The following is a 19,925-nucleotide window of genomic DNA, read 5'->3' as shown; positions in this document are numbered from 1 at the left end:
CGCTCAGCCTCGGCGGCGGCGTGCCTGCCAGATCACGGCGACGCCCAGCACGGCGACCACGGCGATACCGGCGACCAGACCCAGCGAGGGCCCGCCGCCCGCCCCCTTCGTGCTCACCACCGCGTCGTTCCCGTCCGACGGCGTCGCGTCGCCGAAGGGCGGGGCAGTGGCGGCGGAGGTCGCGGCCGGCGACGCCGACGCGCCGGGGCGCCCGGCGCCGGACACCTGCTCGCCGCACCCCGTCTCCGGATAGCCCGCGATGGCGCACAGCAGCGCGTTGCTGTCGTACCGCAGCGGCCCGGCCACGGCGGCGAGCGCGTCGGCGGTGGTCGCGTCCTCGGCGATCCGCGCGCAGGCGGTACGCGGCTTCGGCGGCGTCTCGCCGTCCGGCGCGTCCTCGGCCGTGCCGAAGTCGAGGACGAGCGCGACCCGCTTGGTGCCGTCCTTCGCCGGGGTGTCGGCGCAGATCGCGGCGAAGCCGGCGTCCCCGCGCGGCTTCGTGGAGTCCTGCGAGTCCTCGCTCACGGCGAACCGGAAGCCCTGCACAGCCCCGTCCTCGGGGCGCACGAACGACGGCCCCTGGCTGGCGTACGCCCATGCGCCGCCGTCCCGCTCCCAGAACGACCAGTAGCGGTAGCCCACGGCCTGCGCCTGCCCGGCACCGAGCAGGACGCCCAGCACGGTGAGCAGCAGGCCGAGGGCCAGGGCGGCGAGCCGGTGCCGTATCACAGCTGCTGCTTCTTGTTACGGCCGCTGAGCAGGAAGCCGATGCCGATACCGGCGACGAGACCGACGCCGATGATCCACCAGACACCGGGACCGCTGTCGCCGTCCTTCTTCTCGTCCTCGGCGGCGTTATCGGTCTTGCTGGTGTCGTCGGTGGCCCGCGGGGCCGGGCCGGTGGCGTTCAGCTGCTGGACGAGGTCCTGGCCACCGAACGCGCGCGGGTCCGCACCGGCCGCGTGGGCGGCGAAGACCAGCTGGGCGTACGCCGCGGGCCCGCTCTGCGCGGCCCAGTCGGCGGAGTTCTTCGCCAGCCAGGCGAGCGGCTTCTCGGTGTCCGTGGTGCGGCCCGCGGCGGCGAGCGCGACGACCGCGTCGGCGGTGTTCGCGTAGTCGGGCTGGTCCTCGGCACCGGCCAGCGCGGACTTCAGGTAGCTGCCGTCGGTGAGGGTTTCGGCGAGATAGGCGGCGCCGTTGCCGGCGGCCCGCCCGGCCGTGAGGGTGCCGCCGTCACCGCAGCCTTCGCCCTCCTCCTGCGCTTTTCCGGCGGTCGTCACGAGCCCCTCGCCGAGCCCGCCCAGCACACCCGCGGCCGTGGCGTCCGCGTTGGCCGCGAGCTTGCCCTTCTTGTCGGGCTGGTACGCGAAGGCGCCGCCGCCGTCCTCGTCGCACGGGATGGAGAGCCGCACAAGCGCGTCGTACGGGGACTTGCCGCCCTTGGACTTCACATCCGCCGGCTTCTCACCCGCGGCGGCCAGCGCGCCGACAACCACACCCGTGGAGTTGGTGTCGCTCGCCCCGCCGGGCGCGTACCCCCAGCCGCCGTCCTCGTTCTGCACGGACTTGAGCCACGTCACGGCCTTGCCGACCTGCGTGTCGTGGTCGCCGAGCGCGGCGAGCGCCTGGACGGCGGCTGCCGTGCTGTTGCTGTCGACGGCGGTCTTGGCGTCGCACGCCTTGTCCGCGTCGGCCCGGTACGCCGCGAAGCCGCCGTCCGCACACTGCTGCCCCGTCAGCCAGTCGACGGCCTTCGTGGCGGGCTTCACGCCCACGGTGTCCTGCGCCAGAAGCGCGAGGGACTGCCGCCACACACCGTCATACGTCGGGTCGGACGTGCCGTAGAGCCCGGAGGGAAGCGCCACGGACGGCGACGGGGACGCGTCGTCCGCGAGGGCGGCCGGAGCCGTGGCCGTGCCGATCACGGCGATGGCTGCCAGTACCGCGGCGCTGCGGCGAACGTTCATGATCGGCGGGTGCCTCTCCCTGCGGGGAGCCGGGCAGCACGGGCACACGCGGGCACCGGGCGGCTCCGGCTCCGTATGCCTCGACGGTGCCGGTCACCGGCGGGTGCCGATGACGCGAGCCGGTCACGCTCGACGGGGCATTCCGACTCGCCGACGAGGGTCACGCTTGGCGACGACGACGGCTCACGGCTGCGGGTCAGCGCCGGAATTGCACCGGCTTCCCCCCGTACGAGCATGATGACGACGGGCCCACTCTACCGGCCCGTACGCGGAGTCCTACTGGCCCGTAGGGGGAGGCTTCCGGCCCGCTCGTTCCTTGATCTGCTCGTAGATGGCGTCGTCCATGCCCTCGGACGTCAGTGCACGTCCGCTGTTGAAGACGGGGAGGGGGCGGCTGTGCCGGTCTTGAGGCGTGGGTATCCCGTGCAGCAGCGCCCCGACCCGCGCGGCGACGGCGGCGGTGTCCACCGGGCCACTGGTATCGACGATCGCAGTCGGCCCGCCGAGCCGCAGCGGCCCCGGATACGACTCCCGCAACGCTGCGACCCTCTTGGCGACCTGCTCGTCGCTCAGGTCGGGGTCGAGATGCCCGGGATGTCGTCGCCGGGCCCGGAACCGCTGGGCCGCAAGCCCCGGATCGCAGTCGAAGTACACCTCTACGAGCCGTGCCCCGAGACGGTGCAGCCCCGCGGGCGCGGTGTCGTGGTGCCACCAGTTGACGAGCACGGCTTGACCGGCCTCCGCCGCGAGTGCGAAGAGCACCTCGTCGGCAGCCCGGCTCAGTCGCTGTCTCCACACGCCGTCACCGATGCCGAGCGAGTCGTAGAGGGCTTCGAGGCATACCGCACTTCGATCTGAGATCGCCCTCGCTGGTCACGACCCGGGTTCAGCGCTTCCTGACGGGAGTTGGCGGGGTGGAGCACATGCGGTGCAGGGCGGGGCGGGCGAAAGGCAGGCGTGCAGGGCCGACCGTAGCCGGGTGTCGAGCCGGGTGCGCTCGTCGCGGCTCTTGGGAGAAGGCGGGAGGAGCGCGAACGGAGCGGCGACAGTGAGGATGACTCGTCCCGTGGACTCCAGATCTATGTGACAGCGCAGCGCATCGAGTCGCTCGTACAACCAGTGCAGTGCCTGCGTGTGCAGGGGCGTGGCCGGCCCGGTGAGCGCCTCGAGGAGCAGGTCGGGAGCCGTCCGGGCGGCTGCCTCCGTCACCGGGTGTTCCCGTATCAGGCGTGCGGCGCGTACAACCTGCTCGACCGCCAGGCAGAGCCGGGGTAACGGGTCACCGACCTCGGCGGCCGCGTTCAGCACGCGTCGCAGCTCGCCTTCGCATGCCTGCCGGACCAGGGTGCTGGTGCGGGGCCAGTTCCGGTACAGGAACTGGCGGTTCGTTCCGGCCAGCCGCGCGACGTGGGCCAGCGGTACGCGACGCGGGCCGTACATGGCCATGGTGTCGAGGACCGCCCGGTGGACCTGGGTCATTCCTGGTGGTGCGTGGTCGGGCATGAGGGCACCCTGCCGTGAACCGGCGGGGTGAGACACCATCTCGCAGGAATGTGACACTTGGGGGTGAGAGTGTCACGTTGTGGCGACGTGGTGGTCAGGGGAGCCAGGTGAGGAACGCCGACCAGGCCACGGAATTCAAGGCGAGGGAGGGACGTTCCGGGTCCTTGGAGTCGCGGATGTGGACGACCGTTGGCCCCGAGTCGGGCCCTTCGAAGGCTATCTCTACGCATTCGCCGCCCGCACTGCTGCTGTAGCTCGATTTGCGCCAGTCGAAGGCGACTTCGACGCAGTCGGCTCCACCACTGTCGCTGTAGCTCGACTTGAACCACCGCAGGGTGCCGAACTGCGCAGGATACTTGTCCAGTCGGACATACGGCCGGGCCTTCTCGAAGAGCCCGAGCCCGCCCCGATCGCACCCTCAAGCTTCACGAGCATGTCGTCGCTCGCGGACTGCGCGCACGTCTCCATCGCGCTCACCGCCGACGTGATGGAGCGACTGTCCGGGCCGACCATGCTGGAGGCGTTGGCCGGTGGCGTGCTGACCGCGGCAGAAGCGGGGGCGACGCTCGCGCGGCTGCTGCGCGAACTGCATGCCCTTCCGGCCCGTGTATTCGCGTCCGTCCGGGCAGCCGGGTCCGCGCAGTCCCAAGCGGTCCGGCCAGTGCCTCGTGGGCCATCTGCGACTGCAGGGGCCTACACCAGGCCGTGGAGCGGCGGGCGGCCAATCCCACCATGAGCCGACGCGAGGTGGAACTCCTTGACGAGGCACAGACCTTGATACGCGGACTTCTCACTCGGCCCGGTCGCTGAACCGCCAGGGGGCCTGGGAACGGCCAAAGGGTGCCGCGGCCGCGTACAGCGAAGGTCACACCGCCGCATACGCCACCGGATCACTCCCCGCCACCGCCTCCGCCCGTCCGAGCTTCACCAGGCGGCGCAGATGGGCCTCCGCCTCCGAGACCGCGATGGTGCGTGAGCCGTAGGGGATCTGGTCCCAGGGGCGGTTCCACTCCATGCGTTCGGCGAGCTGCCAGGGGGTGAGGGGGTGGGCGAGGTGGGTCAGGAGGTCGGTGAGGCGGTCCTCGTGATGGGTCAGCAGCTCGCGTACGCGTGACGCGGCGTCAGTGAAGGCGTGCTGGTGGGCGGGGAGGACCTCTGCCGCGCCCAGGCGGCCGATCCGCTCCAGGGAGTCGAGGTAGTCGCCCAGAGGGTCGGTGACGGTGGCGTCGTCCGGGTCCTCGTGCAGGCCGATGTGCGGGGTGATCTCGGGGAGCAGGTGGTCGCCGGAGAAGAGGCGGCCGCGGCCGGGGAGGCCCGCGGGGTGATTCTCCTCCAGGTGCAGGCAGACGTGGCCGGGGGTGTGGCCCGGTGTCCAGATCGCGCGGAGGCGGCGGCCGGGCAGGTCGAGGAGTTCGCCGGGGGCGATGTCGCGGTCGGGGACGGCCGCGTCGAAGCCCGGCAGGGTGGGCATCCGGCCGGAGGCGCGGACGGCGAGCAGCGGGGCCACATGCTCCTCGGGGGCGCCGGCGGCGATGAGCTTGCCGGTCATGTAGGCGTACCAGCGGTCTGGAGGGTTCTCGCGGGTGCGGCGTACGACGGAGGCGTCCGCCGCGTGCATGGCGATCCAGGCGCCGGACGCCTCGCGGACCCTGGCCGACAGGCCGTGGTGGTCGGGGTGGTGGTGGGTGATGACCACACCGTGGACCTCGGCGGGCGAGGTGCCGCAGGCCGTGAGGCCGTCCGCCAGCGCGTCCCAGGAGGACGGGTCGTCCCAGCCGGTGTCGATCAGCACCGGGCCGCGGTCGGTGTCGAGGACGTAGACCAGGGTGTGGCCGAGAGGGTTGTCCGGGATGGGGACCCTGAGGGACTGCACACCCCCGCGGTGGTCGGTCACCTGTGTCATCGGCTCCCCACTCCCTGACGCCTCATCAGTTCTGCTTGGAACAGGACGTTCAACTCCAACTGTAGAATAGAACAAGTTTCATTGGTCGCTCGAGACGACCGACTTCGGGGGCGCCCCAGGGTGTGCCGGGCGCCTGGCGGGCGACCCGTCAGGTGTTCCTGTGCCGCCCGTGGACTCCTCCGACTGGAACTGGTATCAGTTCTGATGCAGTGTCAGGTATTGGCGTGCACGCCCAGGATCGCCCAGCTCCCCAGGAGGCAGTCGGCCATGACCGAGCTCGTGGAACACGGACAGCTGTTCATCGGCGGAGAGTTGACCGACCCCCTCGGCGCGAACGTCATCGAGGTGATCTCGCCGCACACCGAAGAGGTCATCGGCCGCGTGCCGCACGCCGCGCCCGCCGACGTCGACCGCGCCGTCGCCGCCGCCCGCACGGCGTTCGACCAGGGGCCCTGGCCTCGTATGACGCTCGACGAGCGGATCGAGGTCGTCGGCCGGATCAAGGACGCGATAGCGGTGCGCCACGAGGAGATCGCCCGCGTCATCTCCTCCGAGAACGGGTCCCCGTACTCCTGGAGCGTCCTCGCGCAGGCGCTCGGCGCGATGATGGTGTGGGACGCCGCGATCACGGTCGCGCGCTCCTTCACGTACGAGGAGGAGCGCGACGGCGTTCTCGGGAAGATCCTCGTCCGGCGTGAGCCCGCGGGCGTCGTGGCGGCCGTGGTGCCGTGGAACGTCCCGCAGTTCACGGCCGCCGCGAAGCTGGCACCCGCGCTGCTCGCCGGCTGCACCGTCGTCCTGAAGCCGTCGCCCGAGTCGCCCCTCGACGCGTACATCCTGGCTGAGATCGTCAAGGACGCCGGGCTGCCGGAGGGCGTCCTGTCGATCCTCCCCGCGGACCGCGAGGTCAGTGAGTACCTGGTCGGTCACCCCGGCATCGACAAGGTGTCCTTCACCGGGTCGGTCGCCGCCGGCCGGCGCGTGATGGAGGTCGCGTCCCGGAACCTCACGCGCGTGACGCTGGAGCTCGGCGGCAAGTCTGCGGCCGTGATCCTGCCGGACGCCGACCTCGACACCACCGTGCAGGGCATCGTCCCGGCCGCCTGGATGAACAACGGCCAGGCCTGCGTCGCCCAGACCCGCATCCTCGTGCCGCGCTCCCGCTACGACGAGTTCGCGGACGCCTTCGCCGCCGCGGCGAGCGGCCTCGTGGTCGGCGACCCGCTCGACCCGGCCACCCAGGTCGGCCCGCTCGTCGCCCGGCGCCAGCAGCAGCGCAACCTCGACTACATCCGCATCGGTCAGGAAGAGGGCGCCAAAGTCCTTACGGGAGGCGGCCGCCCGGCGGGTCTCGAGCGCGGCTGGTACGTCGAGCCGACGCTCTTCGGCGACGTCGACAACTCCATGAGGATCGCCCGCGAGGAGATCTTCGGCCCTGTCATCTCCCTGCTCCCGTACGGCGACGAGGCCGAGGCCGTGAAGATCGCCAACGACTCCGACTACGGACTGAGCGGCAGCGTCTGGACGGCGGACACGGCCCACGGCATCGACGTCGCCCGCCAGGTCCGCACGGGCACCTACTCCGTCAACACCTTCAGCCTCGACATGCTCGGCCCCTTCGGTGGCTACAAGAACTCCGGCCTCGGGCGGGAGTTCGGGCCCGAGGGATTCAGCGAGTATCTGGAGCACAAGATGATCCACCTGCCTGCCGGATACGAGGGGACAGGGGCGGGCCACGAGGGAGCGGGTGCCTGATGGGCGACCGCTGGCACGTGGAGGTCGACCGTTCCCTCTGCATCGGCGCCGCGATGTGCACCAACCATGCCCCGGACGACTTCCGCCTCGACACCGCCCGCCAGTCACACCCCGTCGACCCCGACACGGACGCCAATGAGCGGGTGCTGGCGGCGGCGGAGGGCTGCCCGGTGGAGGCGATCACGATCACACTCGTCGGATCGCGGGAACCGGTCTTCCCACCCGAGGAGTAGGTACGGGCCTTCCCGGCGGAGGGGTAGGTGCGGGCCTTCCCGCGGAGGAGTAGGCAGGGGCCCGCCCGCCCGCCGGAGGAGCAGGCAGGGCCTTTCCGGACCGAGGAGCAGGCGCCGTCAGCGCGGTGGCGACGTGATGTCGATCAGCCGGCAGACCGTCTCGATGTCGATCTTGACCTGGGCGATCGAGGCGCGGCCCGAGAGCCAGGTGATGAGCGCCGAGTGCCAGGTGTGACCGATGACGCGGACCGCGGAGAGCTGTTCGGGGGTCGGGTCGTCGATGCCCATGGCGTCGAGGATGATCGCCGTCGTCTGGCGGGAGACCTGGTCGACCTCGGGGCTGACGCTGCGGTCGGCGAACGTCAGGGCGCGCACCATGGCGTCCGCGAGGTGCGGTTCCCGCTGGAGGGCGCGGAAGGCGCGCATCAGGGTCTCGGCGACCCGATCGGCGGGCGACTCGCCGGCCGGCGGGCGCTTGCGCAGTGTCGTGTGCAGATGCTGCAGCTGGTCCTGCATGGTGGCGACCAGCAGATGGACCTTCGACGGGAAGTACCGGTAGAGCGTGCCCAGCGCGACCTGCGAGGACTCGGCCACCTCGCGCATCTGCACCGCGTCGAAGCCGCCCCGGCTGGCCAGTTGCGCGCTGGCGTGCAGGATCCGGCGGCGGCGTGCCTCCTGGCGTTCGGTGAGCGGAGGGGTCGCCGATTGCGCGATCTTGACTTCCGCAGGCATAGGTCCCGTTCCATGACGTTCAGCAAGAAGAGCGAGGAAGAACACGGAAAAGCGATGACACAGCATGGCAGGGCGCCCGCGCGGTGCGTGCCGGCCGTGGTGCGAATCACCTGATCCGCCGCTCACAGCGCGGCTACCTGCCGGTAAATTCAGTGGTCCTTGAGCGATCAAGTCTGAAACTTGTTCTAGATTACCGCCCACGCGTAGTCTCGCGTGAAAGTGTCGTGAGAAGGGGGCCCGGAGTGACCGCTGAGGCCATGGAGACAGGCCCTCGTGCGGGCTCCGCCGCCGACTCCGCCCCGCAGCCGTCCAGAGGCCCCGCAGCGCGCGCCGACCGCCGCGCCGGAAGCACCGGCGCCGGTGACGGGCCGCTGCGCATCGCGCTTCTCACGTACAAGGGGAACCCGTTCTGTGGCGGCCAGGGCGTCTACGTACGCCACCTCTCGCGCGAGCTCGTCCGGCTCGGCCACCAGGTCGAGGTGATCGGCTCCCAGCCGTATCCCGTGCTCGACGAGGGCGAGGGGCTCGAGGGCCTCACGCTCACCGAGCTGCCCAGCCTCGACCTGTACCGGCAGCCGGACCCCTTCCGCACCCCGAAGCGCGACGAGTACCGCGACTGGATCGACGCCCTCGAGGTCGGCACGATGTGGACCGGGGGCTTCCCCGAACCGCTGACCTTCTCGCTGCGCGCGCGGCGCCATCTGCGCGCGCGGCGCGGCGAGTTCGACGTCGTCCACGACAACCAGACCCTCGGGTACGGGCTGTTGGGCGGCGCCCAGGCGCTCGGCGCGCCGCTCGTCACGACCATCCACCACCCCATCACCGTCGACCGGCAGCTGGAGCTCGACGCCGCAGCGAACTGGAGGCGGCGCGCGTCCGTCCGCCGCTGGTACGCGTTCACGCGCATGCAGAAGCGCGTGGCCCGGCGCCTGCCGTCGGTGCTCACCGTCTCGGGTACGTCGCGTCAGGAGATCGTCGACCATCTCGGTGTGCGCGGGGACCGTATCCACGTCGTGCACATCGGGGCCGACACGGACCTGTTCTCGCCCGATCCCTCGGTGGCCGAGGTGCCGGGCCGGATCGTGACGACGTCCAGCGCGGACGTGCCGCTCAAGGGGCTCGTGTACCTGATCGAGGCACTGGCGAAGCTGCGCACCGAGAACCCCGCCGCCCACCTCGTCGTCGTCGGCAAGCGCGCCGAGGACGGGCCGGTGGCCCAGGCCATCGAGCGGTACGGGCTCGAGGGCGCCGTCGAGTTCGTCAAGGGCATCTCCGACGCCGAGCTCGTCGACATCGTGCGGTCCGCCCAGGTCGCCTGTGTCCCTTCCCTGTACGAGGGGTTCTCCCTGCCCGCCGCGGAGGCCATGGCGACGGGGACGCCCCTCGTCGCGACGACGGGCGGAGCCATCCCGGAGGTCGCCGGGGCCGACGGCGAGACATGCCTCGCCGTGCCGCCGGGCGACGCGGGCGCGCTGGCCGCCGCGCTCGCGCGGCTCCTCGGGGACCCCGAGCTGCGGCTGCGGCTCGGCTCCGCCGGGCGGGAGCGGGTGCTGCGGCACTTCACATGGGCGCAGGCGGCACGCGGTACCGCCGAGCGGTACCGCGAGGCGATCGCAGAGTCCGCGTCCGCCGGTCTCAGCCACTCCGCGGCCGGCGGCCCCCACGGCTCCCCGGGCCAGGTCCTCCAGGCCGCCCCCGAAACCCCCACGACCCCCACCCCCGACCGCGAAAGCAGGGCCACGTGCTGACCGTCGACTTCTCCCGGTTCCCGCTCGCCCCGGGTGACCGTGTGCTGGACCTCGGGTGCGGGGCCGGGCGGCACGCCTTCGAGTGCTACCGGCGCGGCGCGCAGGTCGTGGCCCTCGACCAGAACGGCGAGGAGATCCGCGAGGTCGCCAAGTGGTTCGCGGCGATGAAGGAGGCGGGGGAGGCCCCGGCGGGGGCCACGGCCACCGCCATGGAAGGGGACGCCCTCGCGCTGCCCTTCCCCGACGAGTCCTTCGACGTCGTGATCATCTCCGAGGTCATGGAGCACATCCCCGACGACAAGGGAGTGCTGGCCGAGATGGTCCGGGTACTGAAGCCCGGCGGCCGTATCGCCGTCACCGTCCCCCGGTACGGGCCTGAGAAGGTGTGCTGGGCCCTGAGCGACGCCTACCACGAGGTCGAGGGCGGCCACATCCGCATCTACAAGGCGGACGAGCTGCTCGCCAAGATGCGCGAGGCCGGACTCAAGCCGTACGGCACGCACCACGCCCACGCCCTGCACTCACCGTACTGGTGGCTGAAGTGCGCGTTCGGTGTCGACAACGACAAGGCGCTGCCCGTGCGCGCGTACCACAAGCTGCTGGTCTGGGACATCATGAAGAAGCCCCTCGCCACCCGGCTCGCGGAGCAGCTGCTCAACCCGGTCGTCGGCAAGAGCTTCGTCGCGTACGCCACCAAGCCGCACCTGCCCAAGGCCGCGGCGGCCCAGGACACCAGCGCGGTCGCCGGGGCGGCCCAGGCGTGACGAGCCCCGAGAGGACCGAACACCTCGTCCTGCCCGGCGTCCTCACCGCCGAGCAGGCCGCCGCCACCGTCCGCGCCCTCCTCGGCGTCCAGCGCGAGGACGGAGCGATCCCGTGGTTCCGCGGGCACCACCTCGACCCCTGGGACCACACCGAGGCGGCCATGGCGCTGGACGCGGCCGGTGAACACGAGGCCGCCGCCCGCGCCTACGAGTGGCTGGCGCGCCACCAGAACCCGGACGGCTCCTGGTACGCCGCCTACGCCGACGGCGACCCGGGCGACGTCACCGACCGCGGCAGCGAGTCCAACTTCTGTGCGTACATCGCCGTGGGCGTCTGGCACCACTACCTCGCCACCGGCGACGACACCTTCCTCGACGGCATGTGGCCCACGGTCCGCGCCGCGGTCGAGTTCGTACTGAAGCTGCAGCAGCCCGGCGGCCAGATCGGGTGGAAGCGGGAGGCCGACGGGACGCCCGTCACGGACGCGCTGCTCACCGGCTGTTCCTCCGTCCATCACGCGCTGCGCTGCGCGCTCGCCATCGCCGAGCAGCGCGAAGAGCCGCAGCCCGACTGGGAGTTGGCGGTCGGGGCGCTCCGCCATGCGATACGCCGCCACCCCGAGCGGTTCCTCGACAAGGACCGCTACTCGATGGACTGGTACTACCCGGTCCTCGGCGGCGCGCTGACGGGGGTCGAGGCCAAGTCCCGTATCGAGGAGGGCTGGGAGCGCTTCGTCGTCCCCGGCCTCGGCGTACGCTGCGTCGTCCCCAACCCCTGGGTGACGGGCGGTGAGTCGGCCGAACTCGCCCTGGCGCTCTGGGCGGTGGGCGAGTCCGACCGGGCCCTGGAGATCCTGCAGTCGATCCAGCATCTGCGCGATCCGGAGTCGGGCCTGTACTGGACGGGCTATGTCTTCGACGACGGGGTGATCTGGCCGGAGGAGCTGACGACCTGGACGGCCGGTTCCGTGCTGCTCGCCGTCGCGGCCCTGGGCGGGGACGAGGCGACCTGCGCGGTGTTCAGCGGGGAGCGCCTGCCGGCCGGGCTGGACCCTGACTGCTGCGAGTAGGGCCTGCCTGGCGTACCTAGGGCCGGCCTTCCTGGCGTACCCAGGGCCTGCCCGGCGTGTCAGGCCGGGCAGGCCCTGGTGCGGCAGACGGATTACGGCTGACGGCCGCCGCCGTCAGTGTCGGTGTATCCGGTTGGCGATCGCGTGGCCCGCGAAGAGGTACACGATGGCGGCAAGGCCGTACCCGGCCACCACCCGCGCCCACGCTGCGTCGAACGTGAACAGGTCGTGCGACCAGCCGGCCAGCCAGCGGGCCGCGTCATGGATGAACTGCACCAGATCGTTGGCACGGTTCGCGTCCAGCAGGTACATCAGGATCCACAGGCCGAGGATGACGGCCATGATGTCCGCGACGATCGCGATGACCGTCCCCGCCTGGTTGGCGCTGTTGCGATATCGAGGGGACATGCCTCACGGGTAGCCCCTCGATGCGCGACGAAACCCAACAGACACTCAGGAGCTCGCCCGAAGGTTCCTCGGACGGTTCCTCATTCGACAGTCCTTCGCGGTGAATTCATCGTTCCGCGCCTGGGCGTTCAGGTCCGAAACCGACGATCCTGCCCCGATCAAGCAGGAGAGCCGGTGCCCGCGAACAGAGCCGAAGCAGAGGAACCACGCTTACCCGTCGGCAGACCCACGCCGTCATGGCGCTCGTGGCGGCTGTGGCCGAACATCCGCCGCCCACTCCCACTCGTCGCCGTCCTCGCCCCCGTGTTCTGCTTCGTCCTGGTGCTGGCCAACGGCCACACCGCGCTGCCGTTCCAGCGGATCGTCACGATCGAGGCCAAGATGGCCTCCAAGTCGGACTTCTTCGAGGACCCTCAGGTCCAGCGGCTGCTCGCCCAGCACGGCTTCAAGGTGCACATCACGCGCATGGGTTCCCGCGGCATCGCCACCCAGAACTACGACGGCTACGACATCGTCTTCCCCTCCGGCCAGCCCGCCGCGGACCTGATCACGAAGAAGCAGGCACAGAAGGGCCGCCCCGCCACCACGCACCGGCCGTTCGTCAGCCCGATCGTGCTCGGCACCTATCGCGAGTACGCCGAGACCCTCGTGGACGACGGGACAGCCGCAGCGCAGCCGGGTGCGCCCGACGCCGCAGCACCGCTGGACTACACGCTGAACATGGAGAAGTTCCTCGGACTCGCCAAACGGAACGGCGGGAAGGGCGCGAGCTGGAACGACCTCCGCATCGGGAAGCACGGGGCGACCAACGGCAACAAGATCCTCGCCCAGACCTCGGACGTCTGCGAGTCCAACTCCGGCGGCACGTACCTCGGTCTCGTCGCCTTCGTGGAGAAGGGCAACGACATCCCCAAGGACAAGGCGGAGGCGGCGGAGCTCGCGGAGCGGATCAAGCCGCTCCTCATCAGCCAGGGCCTGCCGTCCTCCGAGAAGAACGAGACGTACATCTCCGCCGAGGGCAAGAGCATCTCGCCGATCGCGGTCATCTACGAGCACCAGTTCCTGGCCCACCAGATCCAGTACCAGGCCCAGCACGGCAAACCGGACACCGAACGCGTCCTGCTCTACCCGTCGACGCGCTTCGTCACCGAGCCCCAGCTCATCGCGTTCAGCGACGACGGCGACCGGCTCGGGAAGCTGATCTCCACCGATCCGGCGCTGCAGAAGCGTGCGATGGAGCTGGGATTCCGGGTGAGGGACCCCAAGAGCGAGTCGACCAGTGGCCGGTTGACCGAGTTCCTGAAGGAGCGTGGCATTCAGGCGCCGGTCACGTCGGGCGACGAGACCAAGGCCGTCCTGCCCGATCTCGACCTCCTGGAGCGGATGATCGAGATCGTCGGCGAGTGCCGGCCGGTGCAGTCGACGACGGCGAAGGAAACTCCGTGAAGGCGCGGCCCGGCGTCCTCACGCTGTGCCTGGTGCTCCTCGCCGCACTCGGCTCTCTCACCGCATGCTCCGGCGGGGACGACGAGACCACCACCCTGCGCGTACTGGCCAGTTCCGAACTCGCCGACATGGAGCCCCTCCTGGACGAGTTGCGCCGCGATACCGGTGTCCGGCTGGAGATGGACTACCGGGCGACGAACGACGCCAGTGACACCCTCGCCGGGGGCCGGCACTCGTACGACCTGGCCTGGCTCTCCTCGGACCGGTACTTCCGGCTCAAGCTCAAGGAGTCGGCGAGGTCAGGGGCGTCGGCCGGGGCCGCGGCTCCGGTACAGCGAACCGCCGTCATGCGCTCGCCCGTCGTCGTCGGCCTGACCCCGGACGTCGCGAAGCGGCTGCGGGACGGCACTGCCGACGGGCGGCTGTCGTGGGCGGACATCGCCGACGGAGCCGCCACCGGCACCGTCCGCTTCGGCATGGCCGACCCGCGGCACACGAACAGCGGTCTGTCCGCGCTCGTCGGTGTCGCGACCGCCGCGGCCGGCACCGGCAGCGCACTGCGCCGCGGCGACGTCTCCTGCGACCGGCTGCGCGGCTTCCGCTCGGGCCAGACGCTCACCGCGGACACCTCACGGGAACTGATCGACGCCTTCGTGGACCAGCCGGGCAAGGCCAACGCACTGATCACCTACGAGTCCGAGCTGCTCGCCCTCAACAACGGCGATCGGCTGAAGGAGCGGCTGGAGGTGGTCTATCCCCAGGACGGGATGGTGCTCTCCGACTATCCGCTGCTACTGCTCGACCCCTCCCGGCGCGACGCGTACGACAGGGTGGTGGACTGGCTGACGGACGACGACCACCAGCAGGACATCATGCAGAGCACGCTGCGCCGCCCGGTCAGCGCGACCGTACGGCGTGACGAGCGCTTGAGGGCATCGGTGGGCAACGCGCTGTACTTCCCCGACGAGCTGGCGATCGTCGAGCAGCTCATCGAGGACTACGGCGATCCCGGGCGTCGTATCGCGGACCAGGTGATCTTTCTGCTGGACTTCTCCGGCTCGATGCGGGGCTCCCGGATGGTGTCGCTGCGGGAGGCCTTCGCGGGGCTCAGCGGCGCGGACTCCTCGTCGACGGGCAAGTTCGCCAGGTTCTACCAGGGAGAGCGGCTGACCGTGATCCGTTTCGGCGGCCGGCCCCTCGGCGCGCGCACCGTCACCGTCGAGGATCCCGAGGATCCCGAGGAGCTCCAGGCCTTCGTGGCCCGCGGCGGCTTCGACGACTCCACGGCCGTCTGGACCGCCCTCGACCACGGCTACGGCACGGCGTCCGCTGCGGTGGCCGAGAATCCCGAGCGCGCCGTGTCCATCGTGCTGATGACGGACGGCGAGAACAACGCGGGTATCGGCTACGACGAGTTCGTACGCCGATACGAGGCTCGGGCGCCCGAGGCCCGCGCGGTCCACACCTACCCCGTGCAGTTCGGGGACGCCGACGCGCGCGAGCTGCGGCGCGCGGCTGCGACGACCGGCGGGCGCATGGTCGACGCGAATGAATCATCCCTTTCCGAGGCGTTCAAGGAGATCCGTGGCTGTCGTTAACGGTGACTGGTGGGGCGCATGGTGGGGGTGGATGGCGGCCTGGCTGGTGGCGGCCACCGGGGCGACGGCACTGGCCGTCCTCCTGGTGACAGCGGCCTACCAGCGGCTGCGACGGCCCCCCGGGGAGCACTCAAGCCTCAGCATCTGCATCTACCTGCACAAAGGGTCCGTCATGGATCTCTACGAGCTGGGCAACTACACGGCGGCTCTGGAGAAGGCCGTGGAGGAGCGCCGCAACGTCAAGACGTCCACCGGAATCCTGGCCAGACTGCCCTTCACGGTGAAGGCGGACCGGGACGACACCCATGAGATGTTCACCAGCTATGTGCAGACGAGCACCCCTCTTTCGGTGATCGGCATGCTCCGGGACGTGTTCGAGCGGAAGGACGCCATCGTGTACGTCGACCTGCTGACCGGCAGCATCACGCCGAACCGGGCACTCGACAAGAAGCTGCGGGCAGCCGGCGGCAGCGGTGGCGCGCCGGGTTCGGGGAGCATCGCGCTGAGCGACATCACCCAGTTCGTCTCCGTCGAGGGACGCTTCCGGGCAGGGCCCGAGGACGGAACGGGCTTCGTGATGCGCGCCCGCTACGAGAGCCAGGGCCAACCCGCGCAGCTGAAGGTCCCCTTGGCCGCCGAAGGACTGCGCATCGACAGGATGTACGACGGAGAGTTCCAGGCCCGCTGCCTCGGCAAGATGACGACGTGGAACGCCGAGACCCGAGAGGTCACCCTGGACGCGATCGCCATATTCCGCTGACGCCCCTCAGGTGTTGAGTTCGGCCAGGACCCGCAGCGTGTGCGGGTCCGGCGCCAGGACGAGAAGGTCCGTGACCGGACCCTTGCGCCACGACTCCAGCCGTTCCCCGATGCGTTCGCGCGGTCCGACCAGCGAGATCTCGTCCGCGAACGCGTCGGGCACGGCGAGCACGGCCTCCTCACGCCGCCCCGCGAGGAAGAGTTCCTGAATGCGCCGCGCCTCCTCCTCGTAGCCCATACGGGCCATCAGATCGGCGTGGAAGTTCCGCGAGGCGTGCCCCATGCCGCCGATGTAGAAGCCGAGCATCGCCTTGACGGGCAGCAGACCCTCGGCGACGTCGTCGCAGACCTTCGCGCGGGCCATCGGCGCGATGAGGAAGCCCTCGCGCAGACCGGTGAGCGACGCCTCGTACACCTCGGTGCGGGTCGGCGACCAGTACAGCGGCAGCCAGCCGTCCGCGATCCGGGTGGTCTGTGCGATGTTCTTCGGACCCTCGGCGCCGAGCAGGACCGGCAGATCGGCGCGCAAGGGGTGGGTGATCGGCTTGAGCGGTTTGCCGATCCCGGTGCCGTCCTCGCCGCGGTACGGGTGGGCGTGGAAGCGCCCGTCGAGCTCGACCGGGGCCTCGCGCCTGAGGACCTGCCGGATCACGTCCACGTACTCCCGGGTCGCGGTCAGCGGCGACTTCGGGAACGGCCGTCCGTACCACCCCTCGACGACCTGCGGCCCGGACAGGCCGAGGCCCAGCATCATCCGGCCGCCCGAGAGGTGGTCGAGCGTGAGCGCGTGCATCGCCGTGGTGGTGGGGGAGCGGGCGGCCATCTGCGCGACGGCGGTGCCGAGCCTGATACGTGACGTGTGGGCCGCGATCCAGGTCAGTGGAGTGAAGGCGTCGGAGCCCCAGGACTCGGCGGTCCACACGGAGTCGTAGCCGAGCCGTTCCGCCTCGCGGGCGAGTTCGAGATGGCGGGGGTCCGGGCCGCGGCCCCAGTAGCCGAGTGCGAGTCCGAGGCGCATGCCGGGCCCCCTCCGGTCGCGGTGTACGTAGCTGACGATGCGTCAGTTTCGATGACCGGTGACTGTACGGCAACGGCCCCCCGCCCGGAAGGGCGAGGGGCCGGCGAGTGGGGCTCAGTGCTACGGCGTCAGCCGCGCTGGATCCCCGTGGTGTCCTGCAGCACGCCGCGGCGGCCGTCCTGCGTCTGGGCCACCAGGGCCGGGCCGCGCTGGTCGACCGCCAGATACCAGGTGCCGGGAGCGAGTTCGGCGATCGGCGTCTGCGAGCCGTCCTCCGCGAACAGCGGACGCGGCACCGGCACGGCGAACCAGAACGGCGAGAACTCCGCCGGCGGCTGGGCCTGCGGGTGCGGCTGCGGCTGCGGGGCCTGGGCCTGGGCATGCTGCGGCTGACCCGGCTGCGCACCGTACGGCTGGTGGGGCTGGCCCGGCTGGCCGCCGTAGGGCTGCTGCTGGACGCCCGGGTAGCCGTAGCCACCCTGAGGCTGGGCGCCGTAGGGGCTCGGGGCCTGCGGGCGCGGGGCGGGGAGGAGGGCGCCCTTCAGGGCGGGCACGAGCGGGGTGGCGATGGCGGCGCCGGCCAGGACCAGGGCGGCGATCAGGCCGAGGATGAGTCCGGCGCCGGCGGTCTCCGCGTCGATGATCCACCAGAACGCGCCCCACGCGGCGGCGAGCGTCAGCGCCACTCCCAGCTGCCCGAGGTCCAGACCCGCCACCTTGCGCGGTTGCGGCAGCGCGCGGGCGACCACGATCAGGGCGGCACCGATCACACCGGTCATGTACGTACCGAGCGCGAGCGAGAGGAGTTCCCAGGAGTTCGGGGAGTCTGGTGCCGCGTCGCAGAAGTCGCCGCTGCAGCCGGCTACGTCGAGGAACGAGGCGACGAACAGCAGCACCGCTGCTCCGATCACCACGCCGTCGCCTCTAGTGAGGGAGCGGATATTCACTTCAGATCCTTCGTCGTCGTCTCATCGGTCGTCGGTGGGCGTCGCTGTCGCCATGCCGGCGCGCTGTCGGCCGCCGTGGGCCGCGAGGCTCGCGGTGCGCAGCGCGGGGATGGCCCCCCAGATCGTACGGTCGACATTATCGTCCGGCCGCTCGGGGTGTCGTCCGGGACGGCAGCTACCGGGATCTACCCGCGCAGGAAACTCACGATTCCCTCAGAGATCCCCTGCGCCGCCTTCTGCCGCCATGCGCCGCTCGTCACGAGGGCCGCGTCCAAGCTGTCGCGCATGTTGCCGCACTCGATGAACACCTTGGGAACAGTGGAGAGATTGAGCCCGCCCAGGTCCCGGCGGACGACGAGGCCCGTGCCGTTGCCGACGTAGTTGGAGGGGGCACTGCCGGTCGCCCGGACGAAGTTGCCCGCGATGCGTTCGCCCAGCTCGCGCGAGGGGCCGACGATCGCGCGCGTGTCCGCGGCACCCGCCTTCACGGACCCGGGAAGGATCACGTGAAAGCCGCGGTTGCCCGCTGCGGAGCCGTCGGCGTGCACGGAGACGACGGCGTCGGCGCCCGCCTTGTTACCGATACGGGCGCGCTCGTCGACGCACGGTCCCCAGGCGCGGTCGCCGTCCTGTGTGAACCTGACGGTCGCCCCCTGCTTTTCGAGCAGCGCGCGCAGCCGACGGGAGACGTCGAGCGTGAACTGCGCCTCGGTGTAACCGCCGTTGGTGGACGTGCCGGTCGTGTCGCACTCCTTGCGGTGGGTGCCGATGTCCACGAGGCGGCTGATCTCGGCCGTGTGCCGGAAGTTCCCCGGGTTGTGGCCCGGGTCGATCACGACGACCTTGCCCTTGAGCGGGCCGGTGGCGGCAGGGGCGGAGGACGAGGCCTCGTCGCCCTGGTTCCCGTCGTTCTTGTCCCCGTCCGTGCCGTCGTCGGCGTCGTCGGGCTTGTCCCGGTCGGACGCGGTCGGGGACGCGGGCGCTGTCGTGCCCGCCGCCGCGGACGACTGCTGCTGCGACGGCGGCACGGCCTTCGGAGTCCCGCCGTCGCCGGAGTCGGCCACCGCCTGCCAGACGAGCCACCCCGCGAGAGCCGCCGCCAAAGGGGCGACGACCGCCACGGTCAGCGGCCCGCGACGGGACCGGCGCGGCGGACGGGGATCGCTGTCCGGGAATGCGTACGACACGGGGCGACTCTAACCGCGAGGTCAGCTGCCGGGACCGGTTCGACGCAGGACGCGCAGCGAGTCGGCCACCGAGACCTCAGTGAACCCGCCCGACTCCAGGGCCCTGAGGTAGATGCGGTACGGGGCCTGGCCGGTGAACTCGTCGGCCGGGTCGGGGAACACGTCGTGGATCACCAGCAGACCGCCCTCGGCCACGTGCGGCGCCCACCCCTCGTAGTCGGCGGTCGCGTGCTCGTCCGTGTGGCCGCCGTCGATGAACACCAGGCCGAGCGGGCTGTTCCAGAGGCGTGCGATCTGCGGCGAGCGGCCCACCAGCGCGATGACGTGGTCCTCGAGGCCCGCCTTGTGGAGGGTCCGGCGGAACAGGGGGAGCGTGTCCATCCGGCCGATCTCGGGATCGACGGTCTCCGGGTCGTGGTACTCCCAGCCCGGCTGCTGCTCCTCGCTGCCCCGGTGGTGGTCGACCGTGACCGCGGTGACGCCGGCCGCGCGGGCGGCGTCGGCGAGCAGGATGGTGGAGCGGCCGCAGTATGTGCCGACCTCGAGGAGCGGAAGCCCGAGCCGCCCCGCCTCGACCGCCGCCGCGTACAGGGCGAGCCCCTCGGACACCGGCATGAAGCCCTTGGCCGCCTCGAACGCGGCGAGGACGTCCGGCTTCGGTGCCGGTGCCTGGGCGTGTGCCTGGGCCGGGGCCTGTGGGGTGGGCTCGGCTGCCATGCGGGGTTCCTCCGGGTTGGGGCGCCAGGTACGTCTCGTACGTGCGTGTGGGTGCCCCCATGCTGCCGTACACCTCCGCTGCCTGGGGCGACGGGGTGCGAACCTCGCTTCTGACCTTCCGTCGGATTGAAACGTGTTCTACCCTGTCGGCGGCTCGGACGACCCAGTCG

General features: G+C 71.1%; 20 protein-coding genes and 1 riboswitch. Of the genes, 8 read left to right on the top strand and 12 right to left on the bottom strand.

Translation table 11 applies throughout. From position 1 onward, the window contains the following. Positions 1-3: 3 nt before the first annotated feature. The 6 genes from ACSMXV_RS13975 to ACSMXV_RS13950 form a co-directional block, all read right to left on the bottom strand. Positions 4-726 (bottom strand): SCO2322 family protein, encoded by a 723-nt coding sequence (locus ACSMXV_RS13975; RefSeq protein WP_473178927.1) that lies wholly within the window; start codon positions 724-726, stop codon positions 4-6. Continuing rightward, complete coding sequence (locus tag ACSMXV_RS13970; protein ID WP_473177950.1) at positions 726-1,967, bottom strand: prenyltransferase/squalene oxidase repeat-containing protein; 1,242 nt, start codon at positions 1,965-1,967, stop codon at positions 726-728. Before ACSMXV_RS13970 ends, ACSMXV_RS13975 begins: the two co-directional genes overlap by 1 nt. Positions 1,968-2,102: 135 nt before the next feature. Continuing rightward, a riboswitch (cobalamin riboswitch) is annotated at positions 2,103-2,191 on the bottom strand. Positions 2,192-2,243: 52 nt separating this feature from the next. Continuing rightward, positions 2,244-2,765 carry a hypothetical protein gene (locus tag ACSMXV_RS13965; protein WP_473177949.1) on the bottom strand — a complete coding sequence of 174 codons (522 nt, stop codon included), beginning with the start codon at positions 2,763-2,765 and terminating at the stop codon, positions 2,244-2,246. Between the two features lie 75 nt (positions 2,766-2,840). Further along, positions 2,841-3,470 carry a hypothetical protein gene (locus ACSMXV_RS13960; RefSeq protein ID WP_473177948.1) on the bottom strand — a complete coding sequence of 210 codons (630 nt, stop codon included), beginning with the start codon at positions 3,468-3,470 and terminating at the stop codon, positions 2,841-2,843. A 94-nt stretch (positions 3,471-3,564) separates the two neighbouring features. Then, positions 3,565-3,834: a DUF397 domain-containing protein gene (locus tag ACSMXV_RS13955; RefSeq protein ID WP_473178926.1), complete on the bottom strand. Its 270-nt coding sequence runs from the start codon at positions 3,832-3,834 to the stop codon at positions 3,565-3,567. 501 nt (positions 3,835-4,335) lie between these two features. Beyond that, on the bottom strand, positions 4,336-5,373 hold the full coding sequence (locus tag ACSMXV_RS13950; RefSeq protein WP_473177947.1) for an MBL fold metallo-hydrolase: 1,038 nt from the start codon (positions 5,371-5,373) through the stop codon (positions 4,336-4,338). Positions 5,374-5,640: 267 nt separating this feature from the next. Between ACSMXV_RS13950 and ACSMXV_RS13945 the strand changes: the two genes are divergently transcribed. Then, entirely contained in the window at positions 5,641-7,128 is a 1,488-nt protein-coding gene (locus ACSMXV_RS13945; protein ID WP_473177946.1) for an aldehyde dehydrogenase, read from the top strand. After that, entirely contained in the window at positions 7,128-7,361 is a 234-nt protein-coding gene (locus ACSMXV_RS13940; RefSeq protein WP_473177945.1) for a ferredoxin, read from the top strand. Before ACSMXV_RS13945 ends, ACSMXV_RS13940 begins: the two co-directional genes overlap by 1 nt. A 117-nt stretch (positions 7,362-7,478) precedes the next feature. Here the strand turns inward: ACSMXV_RS13940 and ACSMXV_RS13935 are convergent, their stop codons facing one another. Then, positions 7,479-8,093, bottom strand: a complete 615-nt coding sequence (locus tag ACSMXV_RS13935) for a TetR family transcriptional regulator (protein WP_473177944.1) — start codon at positions 8,091-8,093, stop codon at positions 7,479-7,481. Positions 8,094-8,335: 242 nt separating this feature from the next. On the opposite strand from ACSMXV_RS13935, the gene ACSMXV_RS13930 reads away from it, so the two are divergent. From ACSMXV_RS13930 to ACSMXV_RS13920, 3 genes are read left to right on the top strand one after another with little or no spacing between them, the layout of a single operon-like run. Beyond that, on the top strand, positions 8,336-9,841 hold the full coding sequence (locus tag ACSMXV_RS13930; protein WP_473177943.1) for a glycosyltransferase family 4 protein: 1,506 nt from the start codon (positions 8,336-8,338) through the stop codon (positions 9,839-9,841). Beyond that, positions 9,835-10,605 carry a class I SAM-dependent methyltransferase gene (locus tag ACSMXV_RS13925; protein ID WP_473177942.1) on the top strand — a complete coding sequence of 257 codons (771 nt, stop codon included), beginning with the start codon at positions 9,835-9,837 and terminating at the stop codon, positions 10,603-10,605. Before ACSMXV_RS13930 ends, ACSMXV_RS13925 begins: the two co-directional genes overlap by 7 nt. Next, on the top strand, positions 10,602-11,675 hold the full coding sequence (locus tag ACSMXV_RS13920; RefSeq protein WP_473177941.1) for a prenyltransferase/squalene oxidase repeat-containing protein: 1,074 nt from the start codon (positions 10,602-10,604) through the stop codon (positions 11,673-11,675). Before ACSMXV_RS13925 ends, ACSMXV_RS13920 begins: the two co-directional genes overlap by 4 nt. A 114-nt stretch (positions 11,676-11,789) precedes the next feature. Here ACSMXV_RS13920 and ACSMXV_RS13915 read toward each other — a convergent pair whose 3' ends face one another. Beyond that, positions 11,790-12,083, bottom strand: a complete 294-nt coding sequence (locus ACSMXV_RS13915) for a hypothetical protein (RefSeq protein ID WP_473177940.1) — start codon at positions 12,081-12,083, stop codon at positions 11,790-11,792. 174 nt (positions 12,084-12,257) lie between these two features. On the opposite strand from ACSMXV_RS13915, the gene ACSMXV_RS13910 reads away from it, so the two are divergent. Genes ACSMXV_RS13910 through ACSMXV_RS13900 form a run of 3 tightly spaced genes read left to right on the top strand, consistent with a single transcriptional unit; the run spans position 12,258 to position 15,887 of the window. After that, a complete protein-coding gene (locus tag ACSMXV_RS13910; protein WP_473177939.1) occupies positions 12,258-13,529 on the top strand; it encodes a hypothetical protein in 1,272 nt (423 codons plus the stop codon). Beyond that, positions 13,526-15,127: a vWA domain-containing protein gene (locus ACSMXV_RS13905; protein WP_473177938.1), complete on the top strand. Its 1,602-nt coding sequence runs from the start codon at positions 13,526-13,528 to the stop codon at positions 15,125-15,127. The genes ACSMXV_RS13910 and ACSMXV_RS13905 overlap by 4 nt, the downstream gene beginning before the upstream one ends. Beyond that, positions 15,114-15,887 (top strand): hypothetical protein, encoded by a 774-nt coding sequence (locus ACSMXV_RS13900; RefSeq protein ID WP_473177937.1) that lies wholly within the window; start codon positions 15,114-15,116, stop codon positions 15,885-15,887. Before ACSMXV_RS13905 ends, ACSMXV_RS13900 begins: the two co-directional genes overlap by 14 nt. A 6-nt stretch (positions 15,888-15,893) precedes the next feature. Here the strand turns inward: ACSMXV_RS13900 and ACSMXV_RS13895 are convergent, their stop codons facing one another. From ACSMXV_RS13895 to ACSMXV_RS13880, 4 genes are all read right to left on the bottom strand, one after another. Then, the gene (locus ACSMXV_RS13895) at positions 15,894-16,904 is read right to left on the bottom strand and encodes an LLM class F420-dependent oxidoreductase (RefSeq protein ID WP_473177936.1); all 1,011 of its coding nucleotides are present in this window, start codon (positions 16,902-16,904) and stop codon (positions 15,894-15,896) included. A 128-nt stretch (positions 16,905-17,032) separates the two neighbouring features. Continuing rightward, positions 17,033-17,851, bottom strand: coding sequence for a DUF5336 domain-containing protein (locus ACSMXV_RS13890; protein ID WP_473177935.1), 819 nt, complete (start codon positions 17,849-17,851; stop codon positions 17,033-17,035). Between the two features lie 185 nt (positions 17,852-18,036). Further along, positions 18,037-19,038 carry an N-acetylmuramoyl-L-alanine amidase gene (locus ACSMXV_RS13885; RefSeq protein ID WP_473177934.1) on the bottom strand — a complete coding sequence of 334 codons (1,002 nt, stop codon included), beginning with the start codon at positions 19,036-19,038 and terminating at the stop codon, positions 18,037-18,039. A 21-nt stretch (positions 19,039-19,059) separates the two neighbouring features. Next, a complete protein-coding gene (locus ACSMXV_RS13880; RefSeq protein WP_473177933.1) occupies positions 19,060-19,755 on the bottom strand; it encodes a class I SAM-dependent methyltransferase in 696 nt (231 codons plus the stop codon). Between the last annotated feature and the right edge of the window lie 170 nt (positions 19,756-19,925).

This window comes from Streptomyces sp. DSM 42067 (genome assembly GCF_055792885.1).
Note: the sequence above shows the minus strand (reverse complement) of the source record. Positions and strands in the feature narration are given on the sequence as shown.

Bases quoted from the DNA above. Each gene is read 5' to 3' on its own strand.
- ACSMXV_RS13970 (WP_473177950.1), bottom strand. From the start codon at position 1,967: ATGAACGTTCGCCGCAGCGCCGCGGTACTGGCAGCCATCGCCGTGATC.
- ACSMXV_RS13960 (WP_473177948.1), bottom strand. From the start codon at position 3,470: ATGCCCGACCACGCACCACCAGGAATGACCCAGGTCCACCGGGCGGTC.
- ACSMXV_RS13950 (WP_473177947.1), bottom strand. From the start codon at position 5,373: ATGACACAGGTGACCGACCACCGCGGGGGTGTGCAGTCCCTCAGGGTC.
- ACSMXV_RS13945 (WP_473177946.1), top strand. From the start codon at position 5,641: ATGACCGAGCTCGTGGAACACGGACAGCTGTTCATCGGCGGAGAGTTG.
- ACSMXV_RS13940 (WP_473177945.1), top strand. From the start codon at position 7,128: ATGGGCGACCGCTGGCACGTGGAGGTCGACCGTTCCCTCTGCATCGGC.
- ACSMXV_RS13935 (WP_473177944.1), bottom strand. From the start codon at position 8,093: ATGCCTGCGGAAGTCAAGATCGCGCAATCGGCGACCCCTCCGCTCACC.
- ACSMXV_RS13915 (WP_473177940.1), bottom strand. From the start codon at position 12,083: ATGTCCCCTCGATATCGCAACAGCGCCAACCAGGCGGGGACGGTCATC.
- ACSMXV_RS13895 (WP_473177936.1), bottom strand. From the start codon at position 16,904: ATGCGCCTCGGACTCGCACTCGGCTACTGGGGCCGCGGCCCGGACCCC.
- ACSMXV_RS13880 (WP_473177933.1), bottom strand. From the start codon at position 19,755: ATGGCAGCCGAGCCCACCCCACAGGCCCCGGCCCAGGCACACGCCCAG.